Annotated in this window: 14 protein-coding genes; 10 read left to right on the forward strand and 4 right to left on the reverse strand. The window is 31.3% G+C overall.

Annotated features, from left to right (window positions below; genetic code table 11):
- The first annotated feature begins 5 nt into the window (after positions 1 to 5).
- The 6 genes from ftsH (at position 6) to RM697_RS11750 (ending at position 5,275) form a co-directional block, all read left to right on the forward strand.
- Positions 6 to 1,976 carry an ATP-dependent zinc metalloprotease FtsH gene (gene ftsH / locus RM697_RS11725; protein ID WP_311428089.1) on the forward strand — a complete coding sequence of 657 codons (1,971 nt, stop codon included), beginning with the start codon at positions 6 to 8 and terminating at the stop codon, positions 1,974 to 1,976.
- A gap of 112 nt (positions 1,977 to 2,088) precedes the next feature.
- Positions 2,089 to 2,694, forward strand: a complete 606-nt coding sequence (locus RM697_RS11730) for an LUD domain-containing protein (protein WP_311428090.1) — start codon at positions 2,089 to 2,091, stop codon at positions 2,692 to 2,694.
- A gap of 1 nt (position 2,695) precedes the next feature.
- Positions 2,696 to 3,517, forward strand: a complete 822-nt coding sequence (locus RM697_RS11735) for a phosphatidate cytidylyltransferase (protein ID WP_311428091.1) — start codon at positions 2,696 to 2,698, stop codon at positions 3,515 to 3,517.
- Positions 3,507 to 4,160, forward strand: coding sequence for a phosphatidylserine decarboxylase family protein (locus RM697_RS11740; RefSeq protein WP_311428092.1), 654 nt, complete (start codon positions 3,507 to 3,509; stop codon positions 4,158 to 4,160). Before RM697_RS11735 ends, RM697_RS11740 begins: the two co-directional genes overlap by 11 nt.
- Positions 4,157 to 4,423 carry an acyl-CoA-binding protein gene (locus RM697_RS11745; protein ID WP_311428093.1) on the forward strand — a complete coding sequence of 89 codons (267 nt, stop codon included), beginning with the start codon at positions 4,157 to 4,159 and terminating at the stop codon, positions 4,421 to 4,423. Before RM697_RS11740 ends, RM697_RS11745 begins: the two co-directional genes overlap by 4 nt.
- An 81-nt stretch (positions 4,424 to 4,504) precedes the next feature.
- Positions 4,505 to 5,275 (forward strand): M48 family metalloprotease, encoded by a 771-nt coding sequence (locus tag RM697_RS11750; protein ID WP_311428094.1) that lies wholly within the window; start codon positions 4,505 to 4,507, stop codon positions 5,273 to 5,275.
- A gap of 55 nt (positions 5,276 to 5,330) precedes the next feature.
- Here RM697_RS11750 and RM697_RS11755 read toward each other — a convergent pair whose 3' ends face one another.
- The gene (locus RM697_RS11755; protein ID WP_311428095.1) at positions 5,331 to 5,717 is read right to left on the reverse strand and encodes an ankyrin repeat domain-containing protein; all 387 of its coding nucleotides are present in this window, start codon (positions 5,715 to 5,717) and stop codon (positions 5,331 to 5,333) included.
- Between the two features lie 219 nt (positions 5,718 to 5,936).
- Between RM697_RS11755 and gpmI the strand changes: the two genes are divergently transcribed.
- From gpmI to RM697_RS11775, 4 genes are read left to right on the forward strand one after another with little or no spacing between them, the layout of a single operon-like run.
- Positions 5,937 to 7,457 (forward strand): 2,3-bisphosphoglycerate-independent phosphoglycerate mutase, encoded by a 1,521-nt coding sequence (gene gpmI / locus RM697_RS11760; RefSeq protein ID WP_311428096.1) that lies wholly within the window; start codon positions 5,937 to 5,939, stop codon positions 7,455 to 7,457.
- Between the two features lie 27 nt (positions 7,458 to 7,484).
- Complete coding sequence (locus RM697_RS11765; RefSeq protein WP_311428097.1) at positions 7,485 to 7,895, forward strand: BT0820 family HAD-type phosphatase; 411 nt, start codon at positions 7,485 to 7,487, stop codon at positions 7,893 to 7,895.
- A gap of 2 nt (positions 7,896 to 7,897) precedes the next feature.
- A complete protein-coding gene (gene map / locus RM697_RS11770; protein WP_311428098.1) occupies positions 7,898 to 8,716 on the forward strand; it encodes a type I methionyl aminopeptidase in 819 nt (272 codons plus the stop codon).
- Position 8,717: 1 nt separating this feature from the next.
- Entirely contained in the window at positions 8,718 to 9,500 is a 783-nt protein-coding gene (locus RM697_RS11775) for a class I SAM-dependent methyltransferase (RefSeq protein WP_311428099.1), read from the forward strand.
- On the opposite strand, the gene RM697_RS11780 is transcribed toward RM697_RS11775, so the two are convergent.
- The 3 genes from RM697_RS11780 to RM697_RS11790 form a co-directional block, all read right to left on the reverse strand.
- Complete coding sequence (locus RM697_RS11780; protein WP_311428100.1) at positions 9,481 to 10,758, reverse strand: hypothetical protein; 1,278 nt, start codon at positions 10,756 to 10,758, stop codon at positions 9,481 to 9,483. The two genes, RM697_RS11775 and RM697_RS11780, sit on opposite strands and share 20 nt — an antisense overlap.
- 401 nt (positions 10,759 to 11,159) lie before the next feature.
- On the reverse strand, positions 11,160 to 12,146 hold the full coding sequence (locus RM697_RS11785; RefSeq protein ID WP_311428101.1) for an FAD:protein FMN transferase: 987 nt from the start codon (positions 12,144 to 12,146) through the stop codon (positions 11,160 to 11,162).
- Position 12,147: 1 nt separating this feature from the next.
- Positions 12,148 to 12,525 carry a DUF8840 domain-containing protein gene (locus RM697_RS11790; RefSeq protein ID WP_311428102.1) on the reverse strand — a complete coding sequence of 126 codons (378 nt, stop codon included), beginning with the start codon at positions 12,523 to 12,525 and terminating at the stop codon, positions 12,148 to 12,150.
- Positions 12,526 to 12,560: the final 35 nt, after the last annotated feature.

A 12,560-nucleotide genomic window follows, 5' to 3' on the forward strand; every position in this document is an offset into this window, starting at 1 on the left:
ATTTAATGATTAAAGACAATAAAAATTCAAATAAAAAACCAAAGTTTAGTTCATACTGGATCTACGGAATCGTAATCGCTATATTCTTTTTACTTCAGATTTTTTCTGGAGGTTTTGGAGGAGATGGTGGTAATAACACATCGCCTTCTCAATTTAAAGAATATTTAAAAGATGGTGATGTCGATAAAGTTGTTGTTGTAAATGAATCAAAAGCTAAGGTATATTTAACTAAAGATGCTTTAGCTAAAGAAAAGCATAAAAAATCTATTACTAAATCATTAATCCCAACTGGAACAACATTACCAAACTACACCTTTCAATTTGGAAGCTTAGAGAATTTTGAGGATGACACCGATCAGATAATTGAAGATAATAATCTTACTACAGAAGTTACTTACGAAACCGAGCAAAATGTAATGGGAGATTTACTCCTTACCTTATTGCCTTTTATTCTCATTATTGGTGTTTGGATTTTTATTATGAGACGTATGTCTTCTGGGGCTGGTGGTGGAGCTGGTGGTCAAATTTTTAATATCGGAAAATCTAAAGCTAAGCTTTTTGATGAAAAATCTGATACAAAAACTTCTTTTAAAGATGTAGCTGGATTGGAAGGCGCAAAAGAGGAAGTACAAGAGATTGTAGATTTCTTAAAAAATCCTGAAAAATATACGTCTTTAGGTGGTAAAATACCAAAAGGAGCTTTACTTGTAGGACCTCCAGGTACAGGTAAAACACTATTAGCAAAAGCTGTTGCTGGCGAAGCTAAAGTGCCTTTCTTCTCATTATCTGGTTCCGATTTTGTTGAGATGTTTGTTGGTGTTGGAGCATCTAGAGTTAGAGACTTATTTAAACAGGCTAAGGAGAAATCCCCTTCAATTATATTTATAGATGAGATAGATGCCATAGGTAGAGCTAGAGGGAAAAATAATTTCTCAGGCTCTAATGATGAGCGCGAAAACACCTTAAATCAGTTGCTAACAGAAATGGATGGTTTTGGTACCAATACCAATGTTATCGTTTTAGCAGCTACCAATAGAGCTGATGTTTTAGATAAAGCCTTGATGAGAGCTGGACGTTTTGATAGACAGATTTTTGTAGATCTACCAGATGTAAGAGAACGTAAAGAAATATTTGAAGTACACCTAAAACCGCTTAAAAAAGCAGAGAATTTAGATGTAGATTTCTTAGCTAAGCAAACACCTGGATTCTCTGGTGCAGATATTGCAAATGTTTGTAATGAAGCAGCTTTAATTGCTGCAAGAAAAAACAAAAAAGCAGTTAATAAACAAGATTTCTTAGATGCTGTAGATAGAATAGTAGGAGGATTAGAAAAGAAAAATAAAATAATAACACCTTCCGAAAAACGTGCCGTTGCTTTCCATGAAGCTGGTCATGCCACTGTAAGCTGGATGTTAGAACATGCTGCACCACTAGTAAAAGTAACGATTGTACCTAGAGGTCGATCCTTAGGTGCAGCTTGGTATTTACCAGAAGAACGTCTTATTGTTAGACCAGAACAAATGCTTGATGAAATGTGTGCTGCTCTTGGTGGTCGTGCTGCAGAGAAGGTTATTTTTGATAAAATTTCTACAGGTGCTCTTAGTGATTTAGAAAAAGTTACCAAACAAGCAAGAGCTATGGTTACCATTTATGGATTGAGTGATAAAGTAGGTAATTTAACGTATTATGATTCCTCAGGACAATCTGAATATGGCTTCACAAAACCTTATAGCGAACAAACTGCTGAACTTATAGATAAAGAAATCTCAGATATTATTGAAGAACAATATCAGCGAGCATTAGAATTACTAGAAGCTAATAAAGATAAACTTACTGAACTTGCTGAAGTACTTTTAGATAAAGAAGTTATTTTTAAAGACAATTTGGAAAAGATTTTTGGAAAAAGACCTTACGATAAGGAACAAATACTTGAGGATACGTCTTCTATTGAAAAAACTGTAGAAGAAGAGGAATAACCTTAATTTTATCGAAAAGCTATTATAAAAAGCTTAAATTGACTTATGGTTAATTTAAGTTTTTTTATATTTGGAAAAACCCACAAAAAACAAGATTAATAGCTATTCCTAAATGAGCCTATTCCGTAAAATTTTTGGCTTTAAAGAACGTTCCGAAGAAACTATAAAAAATGAAGAGCGTGGAAAGTATATGCCAGAAATTAAGCTTCCTATTGATGAAAGATTTACAATAAATTTCAAAGCAAATGGTGGTAAATTCTTGTATTGTGAAAATATGCAAGAAGTTAATGATAGCCTTACTGCTATAATCCAAGAAAACGAATGGGTAGATAAAGACGTTTTAATCATTGACGATAGGCTTAACGACTTATTTACAAGCGCAAATCTTAAACCTACCAAAAACACCTACAGTAGCACATACTTTTTCTCAACATGCGAGTATTTAATTTCTGATGATGGTTCACTATTAATTTCATCTAATCAAATTGCAGAAAAAAAACTAAAAGAACTTCCAGAAAATTTTGTTATATATGCTACAACAAGCCAATTTGTTGAAAATATTGGTGAAGGACTAAAAGGTATCAAATCTAAAAACAAATCTAAAATACCTACAAATATCACTACAATTAAACATTTTAAAAGTAATGACAATAAAGACTTCCTAACTTATGGAAGTAGTTCAAAAAACTTATATTTGCTGCTATTAGAAGATCTATAGCATGAAAGAACTCTACACTAGAGCATTATCTGGAACTGTTTATGTTGGATTATTACTTCTCGCCTTAAAGTGGCAATATGCTTTACTATCTGTCTTTTTCTTTTTTGGATTAGTGTGCTTAGCCGAATTTAAAAAACTTATTGAGCTAAAAAGTTTAATACCCTACTTTGTATTCTCTTTATTATTCATAGTTTTTGGTCTTTGGAAAACTATTTTTGGTCATACAAACGGATTTAGTGAAGCCATACAAATATTACTTGTTATTACCATATTTGTTTTACTCATTCTTATTAAAGATCTTTTCTCAGAAAAAACAATTCCTCTCTTTGCATCTAAACGCTTTATAATTACCACTTTTTACCTTTCTAGTGGATTTGTGTTTTTAATTTTAATCGCAAACTTTAATAGTGTATTTTCACCACTCCTGTTACTTGGAGCATTTATACTAGTTTGGGTTAATGACACATTTGCTTACTTAATTGGAAAAAACTTTGGTAGACAAAAACTATTTCCAAGAATCTCACCTAAAAAAACAGTAGAAGGCTTTTTAGGCGGTTTGTTTTTTGCCTGTATTGCTAGTTATTTTATAGCTCAATTTACAAATACATTAAACTTTACAAGCTGGCTTGTTTTAGGTATTATTATAAGTGTTTTTGGAACATTAGGAGATCTCATTGAATCAAAATTTAAACGACAAGCCAATGTTAAAGATAGTGGTGTAATAATGCCTGGTCATGGTGGATTGTTAGACAGACTGGATAGTATTATTTTTGCAGCTCCCTTTATTTATTTATTTTTAAAACTCATCACATATGTTTCATAAAGAAGGTCATAAAATTATATTCTTTTCTGTAGTCATTGTTGTAGGCTTATTATTTTTAATTGATGAGTTTGTACTTACAAGTTGGTTAAGGACATCACTGATGCTGATTGTTTTAGTATTTTTTATACTCATACTTCAATTCTTCAGGAATCCTAAACGTTCTACAAAAATCAATAAAAACCATGTTGTATCTCCTGTAGATGGAAAAGTTGTAGTCATCGAAGAAGTTTTTGAAAAAGAATATTTTAAGGAAAAACGAATTCAGGTTTCTGTTTTTATGTCTCCTTTAAATGTTCATGTAACACGCTATCCAATAGGTGGTAATGTGGCATTTAGCAAATATCATCCTGGAAAATATTTGGTGGCTTGGCATCCTAAAGCTAGTGAAGAAAATGAACGTACTACAGTTGTTGTAGAGAACAAGCATTTTGGTAAAGTACTATATCGTCAAATAGCTGGAGCTTTAGCAAAACGTATTGTTAATTATGCAGAAGAAAGCACTACTGTAATTCAAGGTTCAGATTCTGGTTTTATTAAGTTTGGATCTAGAGTTGATGTTTTTCTTCCATTAGATGCTGATATAAAAGTTGAACTCAATCAGAAAGTTAAAGGTGGTGAAAGCGTCATTGCTGAAAAATCATGACATCAGAAGAAATCGACATAAAATTTCAAGAAGCCGTAGAGCGTATTAATGCTTACGACGGGAAATTCCCTGCAGATTTTCTTCTTCGTCTTTATGCATATTATAAAAAAGCCACCAACAATTATGGCAGACCAAGTAGTAGAAAACAAATTATAAATGCTTTTAAAACTAATGCCTTATTCCAAGTAAAAGATGTAAGTGAAGATGATGCTAAACAAATTTATATAGATTTGGTTAACAATTACTTCCTCTACAGAAAATAGATCTTAGGCTAAGTTTTTTGATATAATATTTTAATGCTAAACAATTACTTTGTAATTTTAAATTCGGCTAAAACTTAAATCATGAGAGGTAATAATTTAAAAGTTCGTTTACTCATTGGAGTAGTGATTGTTGCATTTGCATTCTTTAAAAAATGTAGTCAACAGGAAAAAAATCCTTATACAGGCAGAACACAAACCATTACAATGACACCAGACCAAGAAATAGCCATTGGTTTGCAAAGTGCACCACAAATGGCACAACAGCATGGAGGTTTACATCCAGATACAAGATATCAGGCTATGGTTGATAATGTTGGTAAAAAACTTGTAAATAGTAGTATTGCAAGAGAAACACCATACCAATACGAGTTTCATCTATTATCAGATCCTAATGCCATCAATGCCTTTGCTTTGCCTGGTGGTCAAATTTTTATCACTTATGCTTTATTTTCTAAGTTAGAAAATGAAGACCAACTTGCAGGTGTTTTAGGTCATGAAATTGGCCATGTTCTTGGTAAGCATTCTGCAGAAAGAATAGGAGAAACAGAGTTTTGGAAAACAGTATCAACTGGTGCTTCTGTTGGTGCAGATATGGGAGGACTTGTTGGCGGAATTGGACAACAAACATTACTTAAAAATGGTAGAGGTGATGAATTAGAAAGTGATGCTCTTGGCGTGCAATTTATGATAGATGCTGGTTATGATCCAGAGGAATTAATTGGTGTTATGAAAATTTTAAAAGCTGCTGCTGGTCCTAATAGAACACCAGAATTTCAGAGCACGCATCCAGATCCAGACAATCGTATAGAAAAAATTAAAGAAGCTATTAGAGTTTATAAAAATGCATCCTAAAAAGGATGCATTTTAAACTAACTAACTCAAATAATTGTCTTTTAGAATAAAGACACTATCGTTTAAAGCGCTTTAAAAATAATTCAGCGTCTTTAGCCTTTGTTTTTTGTGCATGCCTTAATGCAGTGTAGCCTTTATCACATAGTGAATGAATCTCTGAACCTGCTGTAATTAATTCTTTGATAATATCAACTCTATTAAATTTAGCTGCATAATGTATTGGCAACATACCATTAGATTTTGTATTAACATCTACACCCTGTTTTATTAAGGTTTTTACTAGTTTAATATTACCAGTGGCTACTGCTTTACATAAAGGGCTTACCTCTACTATCGATGCTGTATGCATTTCAGAAGAATACCTTTGATTACTGTTTTCTGCATTAACATTTGCGAACGAAAAGCCTAATACTAAGGCTAAAATTACTGCTGTTTTTTTCATGATGAATGATTTTAATTTAATTGATTGTTTTTTTGATTATAATAAAGAGACGACTTATTTAAATAAGTGTTACACTAAAAAATGATAAATAACATTTATTTAACGTCCTGTAAACAAATATGTTAAATCTAAGCCAATACTATAATTTAGAATAAGGTTACAGAAAAACAATCGTAAAAAACACATAATACATTATCTTTGGGTTTCTAATAAAATCTAATGGACAAAAAAGTAATTTTAATGATTTTAGACGGTTGGGGAAAATCACCTGATCCAAAAGTTTCTGCTGTAGATAATGCTAAAACACCCTTTATTGATAGTTTGTATAAAGACTATCCTTCAGCAAGTTTAAGAACAGACGGTTTGCATGTTGGCTTACCAGAAGGGCAAATGGGTAATAGTGAAGTTGGCCACATGAATCTCGGAGCAGGACGAATCGTTTACCAAGATTTAGTGAAAATTAATTTAGCTGTAGAAAGCAATAGTTTAGAAAAAGAAAAGGTTTTATTAGATGCCTTTAACTACGCTAAAACCAATAATAAAGCTGTACATTTTTTAGGATTAGTTAGTGATGGAGGAGTCCATTCACATATCAATCACTTATTTGGTCTACTAGATGCTGCATATAATTTTGGTCTTAATAATTTATTTGTTCATGCATTTACAGACGGAAGAGATGTAGATCCAAAATCTGGTTACGGGTTTATTTCAGATTTAGAAGATAAGCTTAAAACTGTTAATGGTAAACTAGCTACAGTGACTGGTCGTTATTATGCAATGGATAGAGATCAGCGTTGGGAGCGTATTAAATTAGCTTACGATGCCTTAGTTAATAGTAAAGGAGAGTATTCCAAAAATATTCTTAAATCTATTAAAAATACTTACGAAAATGATATCACTGATGAGTTTATTAAACCCATCATTAAGGTTGATGATTCTAACGATCCTATAACTAAAATAAAAGAAGATGATGTGATTATATTCTTCAATTTTAGAACAGATCGTGGTCGCCAACTTACCCAAGCGTTATCTCAACAAGACTTCCACGAACAAAACATGCATAAGTTAAACTTGCATTACGTAACCATGACAAATTATGATGATACCTTTTCTAATATAAATGTGGTCTTCAATAAAGATAATTTAAAGGATACTCTAGGTGAAGTACTCTCTAAACATGGAAAGACTCAAATACGAATTGCTGAAACTGAAAAATATCCTCATGTAACATTTTTCTTCTCTGGTGGTAAAGAAGAACCATTTGAAGGTGAAACCAGAATTTTAAGAAATTCACCTAAAGTAGCAACTTATGATCTCAAACCAGAAATGAGTGCTTATGAGCTAAGAGATGCCTTAATACCAGAATTGGAAAAAGAGGAAGTGGATTTTATTTGTTTAAATTTTGCGAATGGTGATATGGTAGGACATACAGGTGTAATGGCTGCTGCTATTAAAGCTTGTGAAACTGTTGATGAATGTGTTAAAGATGTAGTTACTAAAGCACTAAATCATGGTTACACAACCTTACTTATTGCAGATCATGGTAATTGTGAAACCATGTTAAATCCTGATGGATCTCCTCATACAGCACATACAACAAACCCTGTTCCTATCATTGCTATTGATAAAAACATTTCATCCATACAGAGTGGCATTTTAGGAGACTTAGCACCTACCATTTTAAAATTAATAGGAGTGCCACAACCTGAAGCTATGACTCAAAAATCATTAATAGATTAAGCCATAAAATTATTGTAATTTTGACTAATGAATTTTCAAGACACACTTATTATTGCTATAGATTTTGATGGTACAATTGTTGAAGATGCTTATCCTAAAGTTGGAAAAGCAAGACTTTTTGCTTTCGAAACATTAAAACGTCTACAAGATGATGGTCATCGTTTAATTCTTTGGACTTACAGAAGTGGAGATAAATTACAAGATGCTGTAAATTTCTGCCAAGAGAATGGTATTGAGTTTTATGCTATTAATCAAAGTTTCCCAGAGGAGGAATTTGATAACTCAAAAAGTCGAAAAATTTATGCAGATATCTACATTGATGACAGAAACATTGGTGGTATACTAGGGTGGGGAGAAGTTTACCAGATGATTTCTAACAAAGAACTTCCAATAACTAGACAACCAAAAAAGAAAGGATTTTTCTCTATTTTTAGATAACTATGATAATTACAAAAACATTAGAGGAAATAGAATTAATGCGAGAAAGTGCATTGGTTGTATCTAAAACTTTAGGCGTTTTAGCATCAGAAGTTAAACCAGGTATTACGACATTACATTTAGACAAAATTGCTGAAGAATGTGTTCGAGATCATGGTGCTATACCAGGTTTTTTAGGCCTATACGATTTTCCAAATACACTCTGTATGAGTCCAAATGAGCAAGTGGTTCATGGTATACCTAATACTACACCTCTAAATGAAGGCGACATTATTTCTATAGATTGTGGTGCAATAAAAAATGGATTTTATGGTGATCATGCCTACACCTTTGCTGTTGGTGAAATTTCTCCAGAAACGGATAAGCTATTGCAAATTACCAAAGAGTCTTTATATGTTGGTATACGAGAGTTTAAATTAGGTAATAGAGTTGGTGATGTAGGTTTTGCTATTCAAAAATATTGCGAAGCTCATGGATATGGTGTAGTAAGAGAACTCGTTGGTCATGGTTTAGGACGTAAAATGCACGAAGATCCAGAGATGCCAAATTATGGACGTCGTGGTCGTGGTAAAAAGTTTGTAGAAGGCCAAGTCGTTGCAATAGAACCTATGATTAATCTTGGTACGCATAAAATAAAACAACATAAAGATGGTTGGACCATAACCACTTTAGATAAAAAACCAAGTGCTCATTTTGAACATGATGTAGCTATAGTTAATGGAAAACCAGAATTACTTTCAACTTTTGCTTACATCTATGAAGCCTTAGGAATAACTTCTGACGAGGAAGATGAGTTTAGACAAGAAGCTTTAGTGCTTTAAAATGAAATCAATTTTTAAATTTTTTCTTAATCTCTTACCAAGACCATTACTTATTAGGTTAAGCTATTTGGTAAGACCAATATTAGAATTATTTTTAAAAGGAAATACGTATACAGATCCAATCGATGGCAAAAGTTTTAGAACATTTTTACCTTATGGTTATGTTAAACAAAGACCTAACATACTTTCCCCCTCTACATTGTCTTTAGAACGACATCGATTATTATGGTTATATCTTAAAAACGAAACTGATTTTTTTACAGCAGAAAAAAAAGTACTTCATTTTGCTCCAGAGCAATGTTTTTTAAAACGATTTAGAAAACTAAAACATTTAGCGTATACCACAACAGATTTATTATCACCTATTGCAGATGTAAAAGCAGACATTTGTAATTTACCGTTTGAAGATAATAGTTATGATGTTATTCTTTGTAATCATGTTCTTGAACATATCCCAAATGACACGAAAGCTATGCAAGAATTGCATAGAGTTATGAGACATGGTGGTTATGGTGTTTTTCAAATTCCACAAGATTTAAGACGAGAGCTTACCTTTGAGGACGATTCTATAACAGATAAAACTAAACGTGCTAAAATATTTGGTCAATATGACCATGTTAGAGTTTATGGTAAAGATTATTTTGATAAGCTACGCTCTATTGGTTTTCAAGTTGAGGAGGTGGACTACACTTCAAAATTATCAGAAACTGAAATCAACAAGTATCGTTTAGCAAAAGGTGAGATTATTCCTTTAGTCTATAAACCTAAGGTCTCTTCGCTATAAAAGCATTTTGATTTATTAATTTTTGTTTACGTAACACTAAATAATCTTGTCCGTCTATATTTTGATGAAACCTGTAGCTTCCATCTTTTAGTTTAACAACTTTAGTCAATCCGTTGTATGTTCCATTTTTATCATTATTATAGTCTTGTCTTGTACCTTCAGAAGTCATCCAAAAACGATTTTCTGAATCTATTAATTCAAAATTCCCATCATATGCACCTAGGTAATTATAATATTCATTAGCATATATATTACCATCATAGGTATTTAAAAATCCATAAAGTCTATTTTTTCCTTCGTATAATGCAAAGATTCCACCGCCAATATCACCTCCAATAAATAACCACTTTTTATCAAGTTTTACCTGCCCAACTTTATTGTAATTATCTATGATATCATTTTTTCTTAAGTTTTTTAAAACATCCTTTTGATTTTGGATAGTTACAAACTCTTTAGTAATTAAATTATATAAATAAACCTTAGTTGAGTTATTAGGATATGCAACTATCAAACCATTTGCCCTTGGCAACATGACTTTACCATAATGAGTTGAAGAACTATTAAAACTAACAACACTTGGCAATAAACCATTATCACCTGTATTTGTATTGTAATAGTATATTTTTGTTGGCTTATCCTTGTTACTTAACAACAAAATAAAATTATCATAGCTAATGGCATGCTTGTATAAAGAGGCTTCTTCTAAGATATTACCTACATCATCCATTATCCCAAAAGCATTATCTTTTTTATAAATAGCTATATTATTGACGTTAAATTTAGAGATACTATCTACTTCTATATTGTAATCTAATGATGAAGTTTGCCATACCTTTTTGAGAGAATCTAATTTACGTTCTTGAGCTTCTTTTATTAAGGTCTCTTTTTCTATGCGTTTCATTTCAGCAATTTCTAAGTCAATATTTAGATCAATATCAACTCTTAAATCTAGCATTTCATTATAGTCTTCTGTACCTTTTTCTGCAAGTTCAAAATAATCGTAAGAATAAGATCTTGCTATAAAATAATCTTCTTGTTCAAAACTCAAAATCATACCAAGTCTAGATATTCTACTATTTCTAGTATCACCAAATAATTTTACAGCTTTCTTAAAATAAGTAACAGATTCGTCTATTTCGCCATTATTATAGCTATTCTCTGCTCTTTTTAAATAAGCTCCTCCTAACTCTTCATCTGTTTGAGCAATAGCATTAATACTAAAGGAAAAAAATAAAAACAAGAATATACCGAATCTCATCACGTAAAAATTAATTAATAGCTCTAATAATTATAAACAAAGTACTAATAATAATTCTGATTTTATTATACCTATTATCAGGTATTAACTTTGAATAATTTTAAAAATAAAATAATCCTTATTTAATTGTATTCTACTTCCTGACTTTTCGTTAAAACGAAAGATTATGTCTTTAAATAGCTAATTAAAAATCAAATACTCTATATTTTTAATTAATAAGAGTAATTTCTATTGCATCAAAGTTAACAGTTACTGAGAGCAACATTATTGCTTAGCTAAAGGTTAGATAATTCCTGTGGTATTAAAACAATAAAAGCTGAACTAGAAAGATTCTAGGACAACTTTTATTTATTGATTAATAGCACTTATTGGACACCTTAGTTTTAATTAAGTCACAAGTATTAATCTGGAAAATTATTTAAACTTAGGGTTTTAAGTTCATTATTTTCATCTTCAAAAATAAAATACACTTTTAGCTCTGGATGTGTCTGAAGAAAATCTTTGACTTTTTCTATTCCCATTGCCTGAAAAGCAGTTGCATAACCATCTGCAGTCATACAATCTGAAGCAATTACTGACACACTCAATACATTAGTTTTACTAGGATAACCTATTTTAGTATTTATGATGTGCGCATAACGATTACCGTTTTCATCAACCTTAAACTTTCTATAAGTACCAGATGTTGCCATTGCCTTATCCTTTAATTCAACTACTTTAGAATAAGATTGTTCTCCATTAAAATTAGGATCATCTATACCAACTGTCCAAGCTTTTTTCTTTTCTATATTAGTACCAGATGTACGTAAATCTCCTCCAATATCAACTAAATAATTATTAACACCTTTAGATTCTAAAAACTCACTAATTACATCAATACCATAGCCTTTAGCAATAGCGTTAAAATCGAGAAACGTATTTTTAGGTTTTAAAATATTGTTATGAACTCTCTTTACTTTATCTAAGCCGACAGATTTCATAAGACTATCAATCTTTATACTATCTAGATTAATGATACGACCTTCTGGCCCAAAACTCCATGCATTCACTACTGCTCCTATTGTTGGATCAAAAACACCTTTAGTTTCTTTATGTATTTTTCTTGAAGCCAATAACACATTTCTAAAGTGATGATCTACTTCATTATTTTCATTTCTATTTAGTTTAGAAATATCGGAATCTGGAATATAGGTAGACATGGATTGATTAACTACAGCAAATAAACTATCAATCTGTTTTATGAAATTAGTATTAGTTTCAGAAAAATATTGAATATTAAAACCTGTTCCAAAGATAGGACCAGATAGTTTTACTAGCTCTTGTTCGTTTGCGTCTTGTTTACAAGAGACAAAAGCTAATGTTACTAAAATAATTATTACTCTCTTCATACTAATTAAGATTCATCTCAATCACTTGTATTCCATTATACTCAATTAAGTATTCTTCGTTAAGATATACAGGCAGATCTTCACCTTTAGGATTACCCAAACCAACTCCTGCATATAAGACTTTGGCGTCTTTATCATAGGCATGTTTTTTGAAAGATTCCATCCAAACTACATCATAATTGTTAGGGTTTTCTGGAAGTAATACAGCTCTAACTATCACAAAGAAGTACTGACTATTCTTATCTATACAGACAAACTGTGGATGCTTTTTTAACTTACTGTTAATAGCAACAAACTCAAAACCTCGAGCCTCTAAATCTTTACCTACATGGTTCATGGCAAGGTTGTGTAATTCTTGTAAAGTTAGTGCTTTTGGCATTATGCAAATTTACGACTAATATAAACTTACTTAAA

The organism is Microcosmobacter mediterraneus (genome assembly GCF_031846265.1).
Taxonomy (GTDB): domain Bacteria; phylum Bacteroidota; class Bacteroidia; order Flavobacteriales; family Flavobacteriaceae; genus Microcosmobacter; species Microcosmobacter mediterraneus.

Coding starts and splice junctions, on each gene's coding strand:
- ftsH (WP_311428089.1), top strand. CDS start 6: ATGATTAAAGACAATAAAAATTCAAATAAAAAACCAAAGTTTAGTTCA.
- RM697_RS11730 (WP_311428090.1), top strand. CDS start 2,089: ATGAGCCTATTCCGTAAAATTTTTGGCTTTAAAGAACGTTCCGAAGAA.
- RM697_RS11735 (WP_311428091.1), top strand. CDS start 2,696: ATGAAAGAACTCTACACTAGAGCATTATCTGGAACTGTTTATGTTGGA.
- RM697_RS11740 (WP_311428092.1), top strand. CDS start 3,507: ATGTTTCATAAAGAAGGTCATAAAATTATATTCTTTTCTGTAGTCATT.
- RM697_RS11745 (WP_311428093.1), top strand. CDS start 4,157: ATGACATCAGAAGAAATCGACATAAAATTTCAAGAAGCCGTAGAGCGT.
- RM697_RS11750 (WP_311428094.1), top strand. CDS start 4,505: ATGAGAGGTAATAATTTAAAAGTTCGTTTACTCATTGGAGTAGTGATT.
- RM697_RS11755 (WP_311428095.1), bottom strand. CDS start 5,717: ATGAAAAAAACAGCAGTAATTTTAGCCTTAGTATTAGGCTTTTCGTTC.
- gpmI (WP_311428096.1), top strand. CDS start 5,937: ATGGACAAAAAAGTAATTTTAATGATTTTAGACGGTTGGGGAAAATCA.
- RM697_RS11765 (WP_311428097.1), top strand. CDS start 7,485: ATGAATTTTCAAGACACACTTATTATTGCTATAGATTTTGATGGTACA.
- map (WP_311428098.1), top strand. CDS start 7,898: ATGATAATTACAAAAACATTAGAGGAAATAGAATTAATGCGAGAAAGT.
- RM697_RS11775 (WP_311428099.1), top strand. CDS start 8,718: ATGAAATCAATTTTTAAATTTTTTCTTAATCTCTTACCAAGACCATTA.
- RM697_RS11780 (WP_311428100.1), bottom strand. CDS start 10,758: ATGAGATTCGGTATATTCTTGTTTTTATTTTTTTCCTTTAGTATTAAT.
- RM697_RS11785 (WP_311428101.1), bottom strand. CDS start 12,146: ATGAAGAGAGTAATAATTATTTTAGTAACATTAGCTTTTGTCTCTTGT.
- RM697_RS11790 (WP_311428102.1), bottom strand. CDS start 12,525: ATGCCAAAAGCACTAACTTTACAAGAATTACACAACCTTGCCATGAAC.